This is a genomic window from Acinetobacter sp. FDAARGOS_559, assembly GCF_003940475.1.
GTDB classification, from domain to species: domain Bacteria; phylum Pseudomonadota; class Gammaproteobacteria; order Pseudomonadales; family Moraxellaceae; genus Acinetobacter; species Acinetobacter baumannii.
Map to the genome: position 1 here is coordinate 3,334,419 of NZ_RKJG01000005.1, position 18,855 is coordinate 3,353,273.

General features: G+C 41.2%; 17 protein-coding genes and 6 pseudogenes. 9 read left to right on the forward strand and 14 right to left on the reverse strand.

What is annotated here, in order from left to right:
* Window positions 1–5: 5 nt before the first annotated feature.
* From EGS71_RS17550 to istB (EGS71_RS17560), 3 genes and pseudogenes are all read left to right on the forward strand, one after another.
* Window positions 6–1,121 (forward strand): annotated as a pseudogene (locus EGS71_RS17550) (IS66-like element ISAba25 family transposase); the annotation flags it as partial.
* Between the two features lie 88 nt (window positions 1,122–1,209).
* Window positions 1,210–2,235: an IS21-like element ISEc57 family transposase gene (gene istA, locus EGS71_RS17555; protein WP_002009888.1), complete on the forward strand. Its 1,026-nt coding sequence runs from the start codon at window positions 1,210–1,212 to the stop codon at window positions 2,233–2,235.
* Window positions 2,235–2,492: pseudogene (istB, locus tag EGS71_RS17560) on the forward strand (IS21-like element ISEc57 family helper ATPase IstB); the annotation flags it as partial. The gene istA and the pseudogene istB (EGS71_RS17560), both read left to right, overlap by 1 nt.
* A 31-nt stretch (window positions 2,493–2,523) precedes the next feature.
* Here istB (EGS71_RS17560) and EGS71_RS17565 read toward each other — a convergent pair.
* From EGS71_RS17565 to EGS71_RS17575, 3 genes are all read right to left on the reverse strand, one after another.
* Window positions 2,524–4,107: an IS66-like element ISAba25 family transposase gene (locus EGS71_RS17565; RefSeq protein WP_001094424.1), complete on the reverse strand. Its 1,584-nt coding sequence runs from the start codon at window positions 4,105–4,107 to the stop codon at window positions 2,524–2,526.
* Window positions 4,108–4,181: 74 nt separating this feature from the next.
* Window positions 4,182–4,517, reverse strand: coding sequence for an IS66 family insertion sequence element accessory protein TnpB (tnpB, locus tag EGS71_RS17570; RefSeq protein WP_000619347.1), 336 nt, complete (start codon window positions 4,515–4,517; stop codon window positions 4,182–4,184).
* On the reverse strand, window positions 4,514–4,897 hold the full coding sequence (locus EGS71_RS17575) for a transposase (protein ID WP_001055589.1): 384 nt from the start codon (window positions 4,895–4,897) through the stop codon (window positions 4,514–4,516). The genes tnpB (EGS71_RS17570) and EGS71_RS17575 overlap by 4 nt, the downstream gene beginning before the upstream one ends.
* An 88-nt stretch (window positions 4,898–4,985) precedes the next feature.
* Here EGS71_RS17575 and istB (EGS71_RS17580) point away from each other — a divergent pair.
* Together istB (EGS71_RS17580) and EGS71_RS17590 are read left to right on the forward strand one after the other, a co-directional pair.
* Window positions 4,986–5,507: pseudogene (gene istB / locus EGS71_RS17580) on the forward strand (IS21-like element ISEc57 family helper ATPase IstB); the annotation flags it as partial.
* Window positions 5,508–5,578: 71 nt separating this feature from the next.
* Window positions 5,579–6,052, forward strand: a pseudogene (locus tag EGS71_RS17590) (IS66 family transposase); the annotation flags it as partial.
* Window positions 6,053–6,079: 27 nt separating this feature from the next.
* On the opposite strand, the pseudogene EGS71_RS17595 reads toward EGS71_RS17590, so the two are convergent.
* From EGS71_RS17595 to EGS71_RS17640, 11 genes and pseudogenes are all read right to left on the reverse strand, one after another.
* Window positions 6,080–6,520, reverse strand: a pseudogene (locus tag EGS71_RS17595) (hypothetical protein); the annotation flags it as partial.
* A 27-nt stretch (window positions 6,521–6,547) separates the two neighbouring features.
* The gene (locus EGS71_RS17600; RefSeq protein WP_001094424.1) at window positions 6,548–8,131 is read right to left on the reverse strand and encodes an IS66-like element ISAba25 family transposase; all 1,584 of its coding nucleotides are present in this window, start codon (window positions 8,129–8,131) and stop codon (window positions 6,548–6,550) included.
* 74 nt (window positions 8,132–8,205) lie between these two features.
* Complete coding sequence (gene tnpB / locus EGS71_RS17605) at window positions 8,206–8,541, reverse strand: IS66 family insertion sequence element accessory protein TnpB (RefSeq protein ID WP_000619347.1); 336 nt, start codon at window positions 8,539–8,541, stop codon at window positions 8,206–8,208.
* The gene (locus tag EGS71_RS17610) at window positions 8,538–8,921 is read right to left on the reverse strand and encodes a transposase (protein WP_001055589.1); all 384 of its coding nucleotides are present in this window, start codon (window positions 8,919–8,921) and stop codon (window positions 8,538–8,540) included. Before EGS71_RS17610 ends, tnpB (EGS71_RS17605) begins: the two co-directional genes overlap by 4 nt.
* A gap of 86 nt (window positions 8,922–9,007) precedes the next feature.
* A pseudogene (locus tag EGS71_RS22815) lies at window positions 9,008–9,121 on the reverse strand (hypothetical protein); the annotation flags it as partial.
* A 147-nt stretch (window positions 9,122–9,268) separates the two neighbouring features.
* Window positions 9,269–9,556, reverse strand: coding sequence for a PA4642 family protein (locus EGS71_RS17615; protein WP_001218560.1), 288 nt, complete (start codon window positions 9,554–9,556; stop codon window positions 9,269–9,271).
* An 83-nt stretch (window positions 9,557–9,639) separates the two neighbouring features.
* Window positions 9,640–9,912: a cell division topological specificity factor MinE gene (gene minE / locus EGS71_RS17620; RefSeq protein WP_000896934.1), complete on the reverse strand. Its 273-nt coding sequence runs from the start codon at window positions 9,910–9,912 to the stop codon at window positions 9,640–9,642.
* Window positions 9,913–9,914: 2 nt separating this feature from the next.
* The gene (gene minD / locus EGS71_RS17625; protein WP_001074362.1) at window positions 9,915–10,727 is read right to left on the reverse strand and encodes a septum site-determining protein MinD; all 813 of its coding nucleotides are present in this window, start codon (window positions 10,725–10,727) and stop codon (window positions 9,915–9,917) included.
* A 70-nt stretch (window positions 10,728–10,797) separates the two neighbouring features.
* A complete protein-coding gene (gene minC, locus EGS71_RS17630) occupies window positions 10,798–11,520 on the reverse strand; it encodes a septum site-determining protein MinC (RefSeq protein WP_000763670.1) in 723 nt (240 codons plus the stop codon).
* Between the two features lie 121 nt (window positions 11,521–11,641).
* Entirely contained in the window at window positions 11,642–12,688 is a 1,047-nt protein-coding gene (locus EGS71_RS17635; protein ID WP_001181640.1) for a hypothetical protein, read from the reverse strand.
* Window positions 12,689–12,703: 15 nt separating this feature from the next.
* Window positions 12,704–13,630 carry an acyltransferase gene (locus tag EGS71_RS17640; protein WP_000100974.1) on the reverse strand — a complete coding sequence of 309 codons (927 nt, stop codon included), beginning with the start codon at window positions 13,628–13,630 and terminating at the stop codon, window positions 12,704–12,706.
* Window positions 13,631–13,874: 244 nt separating this feature from the next.
* Here EGS71_RS17640 and EGS71_RS17645 point away from each other — a divergent pair, with 244 nt between their 5' ends.
* The 4 genes from EGS71_RS17645 (at window position 13,875) to EGS71_RS17660 (ending at window position 18,855) form a co-directional block, all read left to right on the forward strand.
* On the forward strand, window positions 13,875–14,528 hold the full coding sequence (locus EGS71_RS17645) for an OmpA family protein (RefSeq protein ID WP_001202415.1): 654 nt from the start codon (window positions 13,875–13,877) through the stop codon (window positions 14,526–14,528).
* Window positions 14,529–14,721: 193 nt separating this feature from the next.
* Window positions 14,722–16,761: a DNA helicase Rep gene (gene rep, locus EGS71_RS17650; protein ID WP_000093035.1), complete on the forward strand. Its 2,040-nt coding sequence runs from the start codon at window positions 14,722–14,724 to the stop codon at window positions 16,759–16,761.
* 23 nt (window positions 16,762–16,784) lie between these two features.
* Window positions 16,785–17,237, forward strand: a complete 453-nt coding sequence (gene dut, locus EGS71_RS17655; RefSeq protein WP_000868152.1) for a dUTP diphosphatase — start codon at window positions 16,785–16,787, stop codon at window positions 17,235–17,237.
* A 199-nt stretch (window positions 17,238–17,436) separates the two neighbouring features.
* Complete coding sequence (locus tag EGS71_RS17660; protein ID WP_001102836.1) at window positions 17,437–18,855, forward strand: phosphomannomutase/phosphoglucomutase; 1,419 nt, start codon at window positions 17,437–17,439, stop codon at window positions 18,853–18,855.

Here is an 18,855-nt window from a genome sequence, read left to right on the forward strand (position 1 = left end):
CGGTCATGAATACGCTGCCTGACTTAAGCCAACTGACCCATGAACAACTGCTGGAATTCACCAGACAGTTGGCGATGCAGCATCAGTCTCTAGCACAATCAAACCAACAATTGGATGCCAAAGTTCAACATCTTTCTATTCTCAATCAAAAATACGAGCATGAACTGGCGCTGTTTAAAAAGCACAAATTCGCCCAAAAGAATGAACACTTAACGGCAAAACAAATCCACCTATGGGATGAAGCGGTTGAAGAAGATATTGCTGCTGTTGATCTGGAATTAGAACGATTAAATGCAGATAAAACCGATGCAGCGACACAGAAAGCCAAAACCAATAAACCTAAACGTCGACCACTGCCAGATCATCTACACACCATCCGTATTGAGCATGAACCTGCATCAACCCAATGCACTTGTGGATGCCAACTCCGTCGTATCGGCGAAGATGTCAGTGAGAAACTGCATTTCAGACCGGCACAGTTCTATAAGGAACAGCATGTGCGTGGTAAATGGGTCTGTGATCAGTGTGACACTCTGACTCAGCAAGCGATGCCCGCCTATGTGATTGATAAAGGCATTGCTTCACCTGAATTGCTCAGCCATGTGCTGGTATCGAAGTATGCCGATCATTTGCCGCTGTACCGTCAACGTCTGATCTATCAGCGGGCGGGAATCGAACTTTCTAGATCAACTTTATCTGACTGGATAGGTCGCTGCGGTGTAGAACTGGAACCTCTGGCCAATGCCTTAAAAGAGGTGGTGCTGCAACAGCGGGTGCTGCATGCAGATGAAACACCGGTCACCATCATGCGGATGGGTGAGAATGAGAAAAAACCGAAGAAAGGTTATGTCTGGGCCTATGCCACCACACAGTACAATCCAGTTCAGGCGGTGATCTATGACTTTCAGGATAGTCGTTCAGGCCAGCATGCTGCAGAGTTCTTGAAAGGCTGGCAGGGCAATCTAGTCTGTGATGATTACAGTGGTTATAAAGCACGCTTTAAATCAGGCCAGGTCATAGAGGTCGGCTGCATGGCCCATGCACGTCGTAAATTCCATGAACTGCATGTGACCGGGAAAAGTCAGGTCGCTGAACAGGCATTGGTGCTGATTCAGAAACTGTGTTAGCGGCAATGTAAAAATGACCCCCCAACAGCATTTGAAAATTGACCCCCTTGGTTAATATAGTGGTCTTTTTGGACTGCTCAACATGTTAACTTTGGAGCAAGCAGTGACAATCCAAATACTTCATCAACAAGGTCAATCTATTAAGGCAATTAGCCGCGAACTCGGTATTTCTAGAAATACTGTGCGTAAATATTTACGATCTCAAGTAACACCTAAATATCAACGAACACAATCTAAAGTGAGTATTCTTGAGCCTTATAAACCGTATTTAATCAAACGTGTAAATGCCGCCGATCCAGAATGGATACCGGCTGCAGTGTTGTATCAAGAAATCTTGCAAAAAGGCTACACGGGGAAAATTAGAACACTACAAAATTATCTCAATACATTAAAGCCAACTAAACAACCAGAGCCGATTAAGCGATTTGAGACTCAACCAGGTCAACAAATGCAGGTTGATTTCACAAAAATTCGACGTCATCACACCACATTAAAAGCATTTGTTGCAACTTTGGGATACTCTAGAGCAACCTTTGTTAAGTTTTATGATCATGAACGTTCTGATGCATGGATTGATGGCTTAGAAAGTGCTTTTCAGTTCTTTGGTGGTGTTCCTAAAGATGTATTATTTGATAATGCTAAGGCCATTATGATTGAACGTGATGCTTATCAAGATGGTCAACATCGCTGGAATGCTAAATTACTTGATTGTGCTAAGAAATATAACTTCCGACCACGTGTTTGTAAGCCATATCGTGCGCAAACAAAAGGTAAAGTAGAACGCTTTAATAGTTATTTGAAATCAAGTTTTATCGTGCCATTAAAAGCAAGTTTAAAGGTGGTTGACCTTAGCTTAGATGTTGATATGGCAAATGCCTATATTGGTCGATGGCTTAGTGAAACAGCAAATCAACGCATTCATGCAACAACTAAAGAAAAACCAAGTACTCGTTTGCTTGAAGAACAACAATATTTTTCTTCATTACCTTTATTTAATGATGGTTCTAAAAAATCTGTAATTGATGATGTTAGCCCATCATCACTCATACCTCATGAGAGTGTTCAACACCCCTTATCAATCTATGATGAATTACTGGAGGTTTCTTAATGAATTTACAGTATGAGCGTATTGAACAGCTTTGCCGTCAGCTTGGTCTACAAACAGTGGCATCACAATGGTCACATCATGCACAACAAACCTTAGCAAAGGATGGCAGTTATGCAGATTTCGTTGAAGCTATGCTATTACATGAATACACAGCCAAGCAGCAACGTAGTCAACAGATTCTTTTACAACTTTCAGGTCTTACTCAAATCAAAACGTTGGAGGCTTATGATTTTAATTATGCTTTAGGTGCTCCAAAGGTAAGCGTCCGCTGAATCCCATACCTATTTTTTAATTCGATTTAGGTTTCCAGCAGTGCGGCAGTAACTCTTCAATCTGGGTCACTTTATGTGTCGGTAACCTTTTCAGCACATCACTTAAATAGGCATACGGATCCAGCCCATTCAGCTTTGCTGACTGGATTAAAGTCATGATGTTTGCCGCTCGCTGACCACTGCGCAGCGAACCTGCAAACAGCCAGTTCTTGCGCCCCAACGCCCAGGGACGCATCTGATTCTCTACCCAATTGTTGCATATCGGTAGATTGCCATCATCCAGATAGCGGCTTAAGGCTGGCCAACGCTTCAGAGTGTAATTGATGGCCTTGGCGGTGGGAGAACTCGATGGCACTGTCAGATGATGTTGGTTGAGCCATTCATATAGTTGTTGCATCACTGGTTGACTATGCTGTTGTCGGTATTCGCGGCGGTCTTCCGCTGTACCATCGGTCTTTTTCCTGAGTTCTGCTTCTATCGCATACAGTTTCTGAATCAGCACCAATGCCTGTTCAGCGACCTGACTTTTCCCGGTCACATGCAGTTCATGGAATTTACGACGTGCATGGGCCATGCAGCCGACCTCTATGACCTGGCCTGATTTAAAGCGTGCTTTATAACCACTGTAATCATCACAGACTAGATTGCCCTGCCAGCCTTTCAAGAACTCTGCAGCATGCTGGCCTGAACGACTATCCTGAAAGTCATAGATCACCGCCTGAACTGGATTGTACTGTGTGGTGGCATAGGCCCAGACATAACCTTTCTTCGGTTTTTTCTCATTCTCACCCATCCGCATGATGGTGACCGGTGTTTCATCTGCATGCAGCACCCGCTGTTGCAGCACCACCTCTTTTAAGGCATTGGCCAGAGGTTCCAGTTCTACACCGCAGCGACCTATCCAGTCAGATAAAGTTGATCTAGAAAGTTCGATTCCCGCCCGCTGATAGATCAGACGTTGACGGTACAGCGGCAAATGATCGGCATACTTCGATACCAGCACATGGCTGAGCAATTCAGGTGAAGCAATGCCTTTATCAATCACATAGGCGGGCATCGCTTGCTGAGTCAGAGTGTCACACTGATCACAGACCCATTTACCACGCACATGCTGTTCCTTATAGAACTGTGCCGGTCTGAAATGCAGTTTCTCACTGACATCTTCGCCGATACGACGGAGTTGGCATCCACAAGTGCATTGGGTTGATGCAGGTTCATGCTCAATACGGATGGTGTGTAGATGATCTGGCAGTGGTCGACGTTTAGGTTTATTGGTTTTGGCTTTCTGTGTCGCTGCATCGGTTTTATCTGCATTTAATCGTTCTAATTCCAGATCAACAGCAGCAATATCTTCTTCAACCGCTTCATCCCATAGGTGGATTTGTTTTGCCGTTAAGTGTTCATTCTTTTGGGCGAATTTGTGCTTTTTAAACAGCGCCAGTTCATGCTCGTATTTTTGATTGAGAATAGAAAGATGTTGAACTTTGGCATCCAATTGTTGGTTTGATTGTGCTAGAGACTGATGCTGCATCGCCAACTGTCTGGTGAATTCCAGCAGTTGTTCATGGGTCAGTTGGCTTAAGTCAGGCAGCGTATTCATGACCGCAGTATGCCTGAGGTCATGAAGAGAATGAAATAGAACGTTTGGAGGATGGCAGAATGGTCGAGCTTGGTTTAGAGCATATTCACCACTTGCTGCAATCCAATTCTCTGCCAGGGCAAACCTTGGATTAATGCCTGTAACTGTTCCGGGCTGAGGGCCACGGTTTCACCTTGGTGAACTTGAGCCCAGTGAAATTTACCCTGTTCCAAACGCCGGGCACACAGCCAGATGCCCAGTCCATCATGTACCAACACTTTCATACGATGACCACGTTTATTACAGAACAGGTAGGCGCAATGCGGTTTGATGTAGCCAAAGGCTCTCACCACCTGAGCCATGACAGTATCCATTCCTGCTCGCATATCCATGGGCTGGGTAGAGAGCCAAATTTCATTGATACGGATCATGTTGCCAGTGCCTTGAGTAATTCTGCCAAGGCAGGTATTTCTGATGTCTGCCATTTTAGCTGAATATCATTATTCGTATGAGGCACGGTGATACACAACGTGATCCTCTCATCAATAGGTTGGCTGATTGCAGCAGTGTAAGGCAAAGCAATAAATGCTGGATTCACATGAGTAGGATCCTGCACGGCACCCTCATGATGGCTGAAGATCCTGATCCAACGACTGACAAGGTTGGCATTAATACTATGTTGCAGTGCGACCGAAGCGATCGAGGTATTAGGATTTTTACAGGCATTGACAATACTGAGTTTGAATTCTTTGCTGTATGTTCTGCGTTTTTTAGCAACAGGAGGTGTTGCTGAATATATATCCATGTTCATGGATTAAGTCCCCACTTGTTTTTAGGTGGGAACTAAATTAAGGCTTATAGGACCGCTTGGTAAGGCTGTGTTAGCCGGATGCTTACCTCCAAAGTCGCAGTTGCTTGAACTATTTAATTTAAGCTTTATTCCAAGAGCTGAAAATGTTGTATTTATTGGTGCAAGTGGTGTTGGGAAAACACATCTATCAATGGCTTTAGGCTATAAGGCAATTATGAATAATATTAAGACTAAGTTTATTACTGCAGCTGATTTAATGTTGCAACTTAGCCTAGCTTATCAACAAGGTAAATTAAAAAACTACATGCAACGTGTTGTACTTGCTCCAAAGTTATTGATTATCGATGAAATAGGATATTTACCATTTGGTCGTGAAGAAGCAAATTTATTTTTTAATGTTATTGCCAAGCGCTATGAAAAAGGCAGTACGATTTTGACCAGTAATTTACCATTTAGCCAGTGGTCTAAATCATTCGCAGATGATGTTACTTTGACAGCAGCAATGTTGGATCGTTTATTACATCATTGTCATGTTGTACAAATATCTGGGGAAAGTTATCGTCTAAAAGATAAAAAGAGAGTAGGAATTCAACCACAAATTGAGTCTTAATAAATCATCAAAGGGGTCAATTTTACTTTGCTGTTTTAAGGTAAAAGGGGTCAGTTTTAAATTGCCGTTGACAACTGTATGCGATAGAAGCAGAACTCAGGAAAAAGACCGATGGTACAGCGGAAGACCGCCGCGAATACCGACAACAGCATAGTCAACCAGTGATGCAACAACTATATGAATGGCTCAACCAACATCATCTGACAGTGCCATCGAGTTCTCCCACCGCCAAGGCCATCAATTACACTCTGAAGCGTTGGCCAGCCTTAAGCCGCTATCTGGATGATGGCAATCTACCGATATGCAACAATTGGGTAGAGAATCAGATGCGTCCCTGGGCGTTGGGGCGCAAGAACTGGCTGTTTGCAGGTTCGCTGCGCAGTGGTCAGCGAGCGGCAAACATCATGACTTTAATCCAGTCAGCAAAGCTGAATGGGCTGGATCCGTATGCCTATTTAAGTGATGTGCTGAAAAGGTTACCGACACATAAAGTGACCCAGATTGAAGAGTTACTGCCGCACTGCTGGAAACCTAAATCGAATTAAAAAATAGGTATGGGATTCAGCGGACGCTTACCACTTATATAGGAATAATATAACAAAACTGAAAAGAATCAGCAGCCACATGATAGAACCTATAATAATTAAAATGATTTGAGGTGTATTGAATTTTTCTTGCTTAATTGTTGTTTCTATTTGTTTTTGTGCATAATTCAACGCTTTAAAGGCTGGTATTAAAAATATAATGCTGCAGAGAGAGATAAGCCAGTAAGGATCAGGTAGGCGAACCAGTAAAGATGTAATGAGATATCCTAGATACATCCAACCTGAAGAGAAATCATTAATATACCCTTGTTCTTTTGCATAAGTTTTTATCCGATTAAATAGTGAATATAAAAAGAATATAGAAAAAATTGCACGAGCAGCGGGCATAATATTTAACTTATCTTTGATTAGAAAAAATCGCCATGCTTTAAACATCCACCAAATTGGGTATAAGCCAAAGGAAAGTAAGCGTCCGCTGAATCCCATACCTATTTTTTAATTCGATTTAGGTTTCCAGCAGTGCGGCAGTAACTCTTCAATCTGGGTCACTTTATGTGTCGGTAACCTTTTCAGCACATCACTTAAATAGGCATACGGATCCAGCCCATTCAGCTTTGCTGACTGGATTAAAGTCATGATGTTTGCCGCTCGCTGACCACTGCGCAGCGAACCTGCAAACAGCCAGTTCTTGCGCCCCAACGCCCAGGGACGCATCTGATTCTCTACCCAATTGTTGCATATCGGTAGATTGCCATCATCCAGATAGCGGCTTAAGGCTGGCCAACGCTTCAGAGTGTAATTGATGGCCTTGGCGGTGGGAGAACTCGATGGCACTGTCAGATGATGTTGGTTGAGCCATTCATATAGTTGTTGCATCACTGGTTGACTATGCTGTTGTCGGTATTCGCGGCGGTCTTCCGCTGTACCATCGGTCTTTTTCCTGAGTTCTGCTTCTATCGCATACAGTTTCTGAATCAGCACCAATGCCTGTTCAGCGACCTGACTTTTCCCGGTCACATGCAGTTCATGGAATTTACGACGTGCATGGGCCATGCAGCCGACCTCTATGACCTGGCCTGATTTAAAGCGTGCTTTATAACCACTGTAATCATCACAGACTAGATTGCCCTGCCAGCCTTTCAAGAACTCTGCAGCATGCTGGCCTGAACGACTATCCTGAAAGTCATAGATCACCGCCTGAACTGGATTGTACTGTGTGGTGGCATAGGCCCAGACATAACCTTTCTTCGGTTTTTTCTCATTCTCACCCATCCGCATGATGGTGACCGGTGTTTCATCTGCATGCAGCACCCGCTGTTGCAGCACCACCTCTTTTAAGGCATTGGCCAGAGGTTCCAGTTCTACACCGCAGCGACCTATCCAGTCAGATAAAGTTGATCTAGAAAGTTCGATTCCCGCCCGCTGATAGATCAGACGTTGACGGTACAGCGGCAAATGATCGGCATACTTCGATACCAGCACATGGCTGAGCAATTCAGGTGAAGCAATGCCTTTATCAATCACATAGGCGGGCATCGCTTGCTGAGTCAGAGTGTCACACTGATCACAGACCCATTTACCACGCACATGCTGTTCCTTATAGAACTGTGCCGGTCTGAAATGCAGTTTCTCACTGACATCTTCGCCGATACGACGGAGTTGGCATCCACAAGTGCATTGGGTTGATGCAGGTTCATGCTCAATACGGATGGTGTGTAGATGATCTGGCAGTGGTCGACGTTTAGGTTTATTGGTTTTGGCTTTCTGTGTCGCTGCATCGGTTTTATCTGCATTTAATCGTTCTAATTCCAGATCAACAGCAGCAATATCTTCTTCAACCGCTTCATCCCATAGGTGGATTTGTTTTGCCGTTAAGTGTTCATTCTTTTGGGCGAATTTGTGCTTTTTAAACAGCGCCAGTTCATGCTCGTATTTTTGATTGAGAATAGAAAGATGTTGAACTTTGGCATCCAATTGTTGGTTTGATTGTGCTAGAGACTGATGCTGCATCGCCAACTGTCTGGTGAATTCCAGCAGTTGTTCATGGGTCAGTTGGCTTAAGTCAGGCAGCGTATTCATGACCGCAGTATGCCTGAGGTCATGAAGAGAATGAAATAGAACGTTTGGAGGATGGCAGAATGGTCGAGCTTGGTTTAGAGCATATTCACCACTTGCTGCAATCCAATTCTCTGCCAGGGCAAACCTTGGATTAATGCCTGTAACTGTTCCGGGCTGAGGGCCACGGTTTCACCTTGGTGAACTTGAGCCCAGTGAAATTTACCCTGTTCCAAACGCCGGGCACACAGCCAGATGCCCAGTCCATCATGTACCAACACTTTCATACGATGACCACGTTTATTACAGAACAGGTAGGCGCAATGCGGTTTGATGTAGCCAAAGGCTCTCACCACCTGAGCCATGACAGTATCCATTCCTGCTCGCATATCCATGGGCTGGGTAGAGAGCCAAATTTCATTGATACGGATCATGTTGCCAGTGCCTTGAGTAATTCTGCCAAGGCAGGTATTTCTGATGTCTGCCATTTTAGCTGAATATCATTATTCGTATGAGGCACGGTGATACACAACGTGATCCTCTCATCAATAGGTTGGCTGATTGCAGCAGTGTAAGGCAAAGCAATAAATGCTGGATTCACATGAGTAGGATCCTGCACGGCACCCTCATGATGGCTGAAGATCCTGATCCAACGACTGACAAGGTTGGCATTAATACTATGTTGCAGTGCGACCGAAGCGATCGAGGTATTAGGATTTTTACAGGCATTGACAATACTGAGTTTGAATTCTTTGCTGTATGTTCTGCGTTTTTTAGCAACAGGAGGTGTTGCTGAATATATATCCATGTTCATGGATTAAGTCCCCACTTGTTTTTAGGTGGGAACTAAATTAAGGCTTATAGGACCGCTTGGTAAGGCTGTGTTAGCCGGATGCTTACAAAGGAAATTAAGGATAGAAAGATAAACTTATTAACACTAATAACTTTTAAATTTTCTATATGATTTGATTGGATGGATTGTGTTTGATTTAAATTAGTAGGTTCTGGATTCATGAATTTATATTTGGAATGAAATAGTGCTGATGACTTTAAGATTATTTTTTATAAAAGTAAATAATTTAGATATTTGAATGAACCACATAATCTATCTACTAAATTTTACTAAGATAGATTATGCAGTCTTATTCAAATAAAAAAAGCTTAAGCAAACTTTGCTAAAACTTCTAAAAACGGTGCTGATTGACGTGGGAATTTAGCAATCACGTCATGAATGCGTTCGCCTTCCGGATTAGTCGCATTAATATCTCGTCCATCTGCAACAAATTTAGTTAAAAGACGTTCATAGTCATTTGGACGCATATGTTTGAAAGCATGGTAGAGCACATGGAAGTCTGCGTTCACACCATTTGGAGGAAGTTGGTTGAGGTAGGCAAAAACACGCTCATCGGACCATTCTTCATTGAAAGTTGCTGGCTGTGATAATGCCATGACAATCTCCTCATTTTAAAAAAGGCAAAATAACTTGCGTTATTTTGCCTTGATTCTGTTTTATTGAATAGTCAGAAATAGAATTATCGTTCTTCAGGTAAATTGATATTCATTTCTAACATTTCGATGTTCGCCTCAGAACGAACTTGCATTTGGATATGCTGTTCGCCTACACCGCTAACATAACGACTGACCACCTGCATGATTTCTTTCTTCATTTGGTCAATCTTGTCTTGGCTTAAACGACGGCCTAAACCTTGTTCTGATGCAACAATGACTTTTAAACGATCTTTGGCAGTTTGAGCACTTGATGGTTTTTCTTCACTGCTAAATAATTTACTCCAGAATCCTGCCATATCTACGCTCCAAATAGTCGTGCTAACCAGCCTTTAGGTTGAGCTGTGATGTGTCGATAAGGGCGGTCTTCGCCAAGAAAGCGAGCAACCAAGTCATCATACGCTTGTCCAGCTTTAGTTTCTGAATACAGAATAACTGGCTTACCTTCGTTTGATGCTTGTAATACACTTGGACATTCAGGAATAACACCTAATGTCGGTACGCGTAAAATATCTTTAGAAATATCATCAATCGTCAGCATTTCCTGACGGTCAGCACGTTCAGGGTTAAAACGTGTAATACATAAATGTTTACGTATACGTCCTTCGTTGTGTTCAACTTTTTTAGTTTTGCTATCTAACATTCCGATGATGCGGTCAGAGTCACGTACTGAAGAAATTTCAGGGTTCGTCACAATGATTGCTTCATCTGCATGGTACATTGCTAAAATTGCACCACGCTCGATCCCCGCAGGTGAGTCACAAATAATGTAATCAAATTCTTGAGAAAGCTCATCAATTACACGAGCAACACCTTCGTCGCTCAAAGCATCTTTATCACGGGTTTGGGAAGCCGGCAAAATGTAAAGGTTTTCGATATCTTTATCGCGAATAAGGGCTTGTTGCAGACGTGCTTCATTATTAATTACATTGACGAAATCATAAACAACACGACGCTCACAACCCATAATTAAATCAAGGTTACGTAAGCCTACATCAAAGTCAATCACAACAGTTTTATGACCACGAAGGGCTAAACCTGTTGCAAAAGATGCACTCGTTGTAGTTTTACCTACACCACCTTTGCCTGATGTTACGACAACAATTTTGGCCACCGAATCCACTCCTATTATGGTCATACATACACCCTTAAAAGGGCTGTTTTTTGGTGATTTGCTTAATAAACTAAAGTTCTAGAGCTTCAAATTCAAGCTCTTGCTTTTCATTTAAATAAATATGTACTGGCTTTTTTACCACATGTTTAGGGATATCATCTGCGACACAATATGTTCCGGCAATGGAAACGAGTTCAGCCTCTAAAGATTGGCAAAAAATGCGTGCAGCAGCGTGCCCACCCGCACCAGCAATGACTCTACCACGAACCGTGCCATAAATATGTATATTTCCTGAAGCAATCACTTCGGAACCACTATTCATGCCAGCTTTTAAAATAATATCGCCTTGGTCTTGTACAAGAGATTGGCCTGTACGCAAAATTTCATCATGATAAGAGGTAATATGGGCAACTGCATTATTATTTAGTGGTTTTTTTGTTTCTACTGAAGCTTGTGCAGAGGTAGGCTTCTCTACAATTGCAACTTGCTCTGCAGTTGGTTTAATACGTTGTAATGGCTGATCTGCCGGTAATACAGGGAACTGAATGGCGCGTGCTTCGTCGCCTAAAATACCGTCAATGACAGCCATAGGCTGTAAGCCTATGCTGACTAACAGCTGAATTAAAGCAATAAGCTCTTGTTCAACAGTACTATCTATAATAACGACAGTTCCCTGATAGGAACCTTCATTTAATATATTTGATAATTGCTGGCGGATCACATCATGATCATTCGTATCGAAGGTTATCCTGCTAAAATTAACCATTCTGCCGGTAATCCGGATATCAGCCATAAGTCTTCCTTCAAGGCGTTAAAACGAGCTGTAATATCGTTAAGTTTATTGTAAATAGAGCAAATGCTAGAACAAATCGTACCAATTCTCTAGCGTGATTTATAAAAAAATAAATAAATGCTTATTCTTTGATTCGATCATACTCCGCGAGTGTTTGTTGCCACTGTTTAACTTTAACTTGTTTACGGACAGCTTCTAGCGTTTCAAAAACGACAGACTCAACCAGCTGCTCAAGTTCATGGTTATCAATATTTATATGGCTAATTTTTTGAGAAATTAATTGATAAGTTGAATTAGGGTGTGCGGCTGAACCTTCAATTAACGGCTCTATTAAACCAGCACTGATATTTTCACCAAGACGTTGACCAATACTTTGAATTTGTTGCTCAATACGTCCCCCTACAAGTGGAATAAGCCTTAATAATTGTGTTAATTCAGGCGTATCTTCTATTGCCTGATCTACAATTTTTCCGACAGCTCGGGTGATTACTGGCTTTTGTTCTTTTAAAGCAGTTGCTAAAGATTCTTGTAATAGGGCAGTTAGGGTTACGGTAAATTGTTCACGATGATGATTAACCAAATCATGAATAATTTGTTTATGGCTAGAACTCGTTTCAAGTTCGTATCGAATACCGTCAATTACGGTAATCACCACGCGGTCCGACAACTCTTCCATAACCACACGGTAATAAAAGAGACCTGTCTTTCTCCAGCTTTCAGGAATAACCGGGTAACCAAGTTCGTGTAAACGGTATGCAATAATCCCGGCACGGAATAAACGTAGAAAACGTAGCTGAGGAATAATAGCTAAAATTTCATACCAGTGAATGAAAGGGAAGAAGAACCAACGCTTATGATGTTTATAAACGATAGCAATTCCCCAACGGACCAGTAGTTCAATAATTAGAAAACCAATAAACCAGGCTTCAGAGGTAATAACCCACGGGTGTAAATGGGTACGGTAGAAAGACAATACTTGGGGCAAATGGATATGTTCAAAGAACCATGCCCCAATACTGCTCATTAAAAAGAAATTGGCTGCAAGACAGAACAGATTGAAAATGATAATAAACACCATAAAGATGTCGTAGACCAAAAACAGCTTAAATGAAAGGCTGCTTGAATCTACACGGTGATATTTCGTTTGCTTTCCGGAACTGTTTTGCATAAAAGTGGATTCTTTTTAAAGATTCGTAGTCACGTATTGAGCTTTCATTTTCTCGATGAGCTGATCTTTTTCAGTCCAGAGTTCATGTACCCATTGTTGAAAACGTTCACGGTAAACTGGGTCATCTTCATAATTACCCCCGAGAACCCAGTCTGGTATTTCAATTTTTCGAAGATTGACCGCAATTTTTGAAACGTCGCCTAGCCAGAAATCGCCATAACCTGGTACGCCATCAGGATAGACAATGGTCATATCAACTAAAGCATCAATTTTATCGCCCAAAATATTTAACGCCAGAGCCAAACCACCTGCTTTAGGTTTTAATAAATGTTTATATGGTGATTTTTGTTGGTCGTGTTTTTCCTGAGTAAAACGAGTCCCTTCCAAATAATTTAATAATGTAAAAGGTTGACTTAAGAGCTGTTCACACGCTTTACGTGCTTCCATCATATCGCGGTCTTTGAGTTCAGGGTTTTTCGCGATTTGCTCTTTTGTATGACGCTTCATCATTGGGAAGCCTAAGATTTTAAAAGCTTGACCCACGAAAGGAATAAAGATGAGTTCCCACTTGGTAAAAAAGCGGGTAAGCGGCATACGGGTTAACCCGAAATATTGGTTTACCGTGGTATCAACCCAACTTTGATGGTTACAAGTCATTAAATAACGACCTTGCATATTCAGATCAAGGCCTTCGTCAATGCTAATGTCCCATTTTAAATTAGGTAAAACATGATCAATGAGCCAATTATTGACACCAAGCCAGCTATTAGTAATTTGAATATTGGTTTCATCAATTTTTGAAGACTTTTTAAATAGCTTTGTTAAACCTAAAGCTAAGACAGGTGGTCCATGAAAAAAAGTGCTACCTGTGATGACTGTACCTACAGTGAGTCCACGTGTAATTTTTTTTAGCGCAGATTGCTTATTGGGTGCAGTTGACATATAAATGGCCCCGAATATCCAAAATCCATAGAAAGTTGTTCAACTATAACTATCGTGAAATGAAATACAACGGTATCTTAGACAACAATGAAGAAATTGTGATGAGTGCACACCTTAAAGTGCATCAAAATATTACAAAAAAATAACTAAACTGTTTATTATTAACAAAATATCAATGTTTTATACTTCCTTTTTGTTTCATTATTCATTCAACAACAAAACACTCAAAGTGAGGAGGCATGCAATGCGTGCATTAGTTATTTCAACAGTGGTAGGGGCAGCAGTAGTACTTTCTGGTTGTCAAACAACAGGTAATAACCTTGGTGGCGTTGAATACGATAAAGCCGCATTAGGTACTTTGATCGGCGCAGCAGCTGGCTACGGTATTTCTAAATCAAATGCAAACTCTAGCCGTCAAAACAACCGTGCTGCGGCAATTGGTGCAGTTCTTGGTGCAGCTGGCGGTTTATATCTTGACCAAAAAGAGAAAAAATTACGCGAACAAATGGCTGGTACTGGTGTAGAAGTAGGCCGTAACCCAGATGGTTCTGTTCAATTGATCATGCCTGGTAGCATTACTTTTGATACTAACAAATCAAACATCAAGCCAAACTTCTATGCAACTTTGGACAAAGTAGCTCAAACATTGGCTGAAGATAACAAGAGCGCGATTTTAGTTACTGGTTATACAGATAACACTGGTAATGACTCTATTAACATCCCATTATCTCAAGCGCGTGCTCAGTCAGTTAAAAACTATTTAGCTGGTAAAGGTGTTCCATCTAGCCGTATCGATGCACAAGGTTATGGTTCTTCTAACCCAATCGCAGACAACTCAACTGCTTCTGGTCGTGAACAAAACCGCCGTGTAGAAATCAGCATTTATGCTAAACAATAAGATCTAGTTTATTGTTTCAAAAACCACCTTCGGGTGGTTTTTTTATGGGTGAAGTATAAAAAATAATCACGACATTCTGCGGCGCATAAATCGCATTATTAGACATCATTTATACATATCCGTAGATTTACTATTGGGATTCTAAAAAAGAGATGACTATAATCATGCTCGAAAAATTAAGAGGTAATACACGATGTCATCTGCCAGTCAACTGAACAACAAGCAAGAAGAAGCCATGAAATATACTCAAGGCCCTTTATTGGTGCTTGCTGGCGCTGGTTCAGGTAAAACATCGGTAATTACGCGTAAAATTGCCTATTTGGTGCAACATTGCCGTATTCCTGCACATCGTATTACAGCGATGACCTTTACCAATAAAGCTGCACGTGAAATGAAAGAGCGTGTCACTAAGCTTTTATCACGTGAAGAAGCAAAAGGTTTGTCCGTTTCGACCTTCCATACTTTTGGTTTAAATCTTTTACGTTTAGAACTTAAAAATTTACCTTTAAAAGCTAATTTTTCGATTTTGGATGCAGATGACTGTAAACGTATTTTGATGGATTTGATGCATCGCGATAATTTATCGGGTGCAGAGAGTAAAGAGCTAATTGCCAAGGCAATGAAGAAAATTTCAGATTGGAAAAACGATCTGATTTTGCCTGAACAAGCACATTCGACGTGCGAAACTCCTGAAGATGTGCAGTTTGCTCACCTTTACCAACTTTATGAACGTAATTTACGTGCCTACAATGCTGTCGATTTTGATGACCTCATTGTTATGCCAACCCGCTTATTGCAAGAAAATGCAGAAGTGCGTGACAAGTGGCAAAACCGTGTTCGTTACCTGCTAGTGGATGAGTATCAAGATACCAACACCGCGCAATATATTTTGGTGAAATTACTAGTTGGCGTAATGGGGCAGTTTACTGCCGTAGGTGATGATGACCAGTCAATTTATGCATGGCGTGGGGCTAAGCCTGAAAACATGGCTTTGCTTAAACAGGATTTCCCAAATCTTCATATTATTAAGCTTGAACAAAATTACCGCTCGACCAGCCGTATTTTGAAAGCTGCGAACTGTGTGATTCAAAATAACCCGCATATTTTTGATAAAAAATTATGGAGTGATAAAGGCCATGGTGAAGTCATCAGAATTATTACCTGTCGTAACGATGATGATGAAGCAGAACGTGTAGTCAAAGACTTACTGACTCACAAACTTATGAATGGTAAGAACTGGAAAGATTACGCTGTATTGTACCGTGGTAACTTTCAGGCGCGTGTATTGGAAACACAACTTCGCCAAATGCAGATTCCGTACAAACTTTCTGGCGGTACATCGTTCTTCGCTCGTGCAGAAATTAAAGATGTAATGAGTTATTTACGTCTTATTATTAACCCAGAAGATGACAGTGCTTTCTTACGTATTATTAATACGCCTAAACGTGCGATTGGTCCAGTTACTCTTGAAAAACTAGGTTTATTTGCACAAGAAAACAATTTGTCTTTACTTGGTGCTTCTTCTGACCAGCGCTTAAGTATGGTGCTTCCTAAAAAGGCAGAAACTCAATTGCATGAGTTTGCTGACTTTATCTCGACGTTTACACGTGAGCTGTTGGAAGATGATGAGCCTGTGCCTAAAGTTCGTCAAATGATGAATGAAGCGGGTTATATCGACTATATTCGTGAACAATCCGCAACGCCTGCTCAAGAGAAAAGTAAGCTCGATAATATCGAGAACTTGTTTAGCAGTATTCAAAACTTAATTAATCGTGCTGAAGATGTTGATGAAAAGAACATTGAAAGTGTGATTCGAAAACTAGTCTTGCTTGATATGTTAGAGCAACAGCAAGAGGAAGAAGACACTGATAAAGTGAACTTACTTACTCTACATGCCGCTAAAGGTTTGGAATTCCCATATGTCTATATTATGGGTCTTGAAGAAGAGCTGTTGCCGCATAAGAACTCGATTGCTGCTGAAACTATTGAAGAAGAACGCCGTCTTATGTACGTGGGAATTACCCGTGCACGTCAAGGCTTAACTTTGACTTTGGCAGAGCAGCGTAAAAATGGTGGTCAAATGAAACAGATGACCCCAAGCCGTTTCCTCGATGAGCTTCCGCAAGATGAGCTCGAATGGTTAGGGCGTAAAAAGAAAATTGCAGCAAATGTTGATCCTAAAGAACAGGCTCAACAATATTTGGCAAATTTAAAAGCTTTATTAAAGCGTTAATTTTTTAATTTTTAGGAAATCCCATGAAAGTTCAAGTTAAATTGCTCGATCCGCGTTTAGGTAAAGAGTGGCCTTTACCTTCATATGCAACAGCAGGGTCAGCAGGTTTAGATTTACGTGCCTGTTTAGATGAAGCAATTGAGATTGAACCAGGCCAAACTGTTTTGGTTAAAACAGGTATGGCAATTTATATTCATGATGTGAATTTTGCTGGTTTAATTCTACCGCGTTCAGGTTTAGGCCATAAACACGGTATCGTGCTTGGCAACTTAGTTGGTTTGATTGATTCGGACTATCAAGGTGAGTTAATGGTTTCAGTGTGGAACCGTGGTCAAACCACCTTCCGTTTAGAACCGGGTGAGCGTTTAGCACAGTATGTTTTAGTTCCAGTAGTTCAGGCTGAATTTGAGCAAGTAGAGGAATTTGAAGAAACTTTACGTGGCGCAGGCGGTTTTGGTCACACTGGTAAACAATAATTAATTTATAAAAAATAATGAAAAGAAACGCTTGTTTTACAAGTGTTTCTTTTTACACCTTGAATGTTACAATGAATTATATTACAAAACGCTTTACTCATATTCTTTTAACTTTTTTTAGCAAATACCCATTTTTCAGATTTTGAATACTCTATGTTTTTGCGATAGATCAAATTGATCTTTAAATAGAAGATACGCTATGAATGTAAGACACTCATTTCCAAAAAATATTTTCCGTGCTTACGATATTAGAGGCAAACTTTCTTATTTAACTACGGACGTCGTCCGTTCAATTGCCTATGGATTGGCACAACAATATAAACAAGCAGAACAAACTCAACTGATCATTGGTTATGATGCGCGCTTAACGAGTCCGGCTTATGCGCATTTAATCGAAGAGATATTAGTAGAGCAGGGTTTAAATGTTACAAATATTGGTTGTTGCTCAACCCCGATGATGTACTACATTGCACGGGAGTTTGGTGGTAATGGTATAATGGTAACAGCTAGCCATAACCCTAAATCAGATAATGGTATTAAATGGATTTTAAGAGGTGAACCTCCATCTCCTGAAATGATCCAGCAAGTAGGTGAATTTGCGCAAACTTATGTAGCTACTCATACAATTTCATTATTAGAATTATCAACTCCTCAATTTAATTCAGAATTTTGTAAAAAATACCAACAAGCAATCTTTAACGATATTCAACTCAAGCGCCCTTTAAAAGTTGTATTAGATGGCCTACATGGATCGGCAGGGCATTGCTCAAAACTCGTACTTGAAAAAATGGGTTGTGAAGTCATTGCTTTACGTACGACTCCAAATGGTGAGTTCCCTGATCACGCACCAGACCCTTCACATGCTGCGCATTTAAAAGAACTACGTAAAACGATTATTGAACAGGGGGCAGATATTGGTATTGCCCTTGATGGTGATGGCGACCGTGTCGTATTGCTTGATGAAAAAGCTAATATACTTACTGCTGACCGTTTATTGTCACTATTTGCACAAATGTGTCTGGAGCAGCAACCAGACAAAGAAATTGTATTTGATGTGAAATGCTCGCTCATGGTTCAAAGAACCGTAGAGCGACTTGGTGGTAAACCCAAAATGATTCGCACGGGAAGTAGCTTCCTGCGCGCGTATTTATCCCAATCAAATGGTAACGCTATTTTTGGGGGCGAATACGCGGGTCATTATGTATTTAATGATGGGCGTGGTTTTGGGTATGATGATGGTTTGTACGCTGCATTACGTGTAATGGAATATTTCACCGAGTCGAGTGCGACAACAATTTCTGATTTATTTTCTAATTACCCTGAAAGATGCTGTACCGAAGATACTTATATTGGTACCCATCAGTCCGACCCTAAACATGTACTACAAGATATTGAAATTTTAAGCCATCGTTTAGGTGCTCGAATTAGTAAAATTGATGGCGTACGTCTTGATTTTGATGATGGTTTTGGCATTATTCGAGCATCAAATACAGGTGAGTATTTTACCGTAAGATTTGACGCTGATAATCCTTTACGTTTAAAGGAAATCCAGCAAAAATTTATTGATATGTTGCAAGAGCGTTATCCGCAAATTGCACAAGAACTTTCTGAGGCCTAA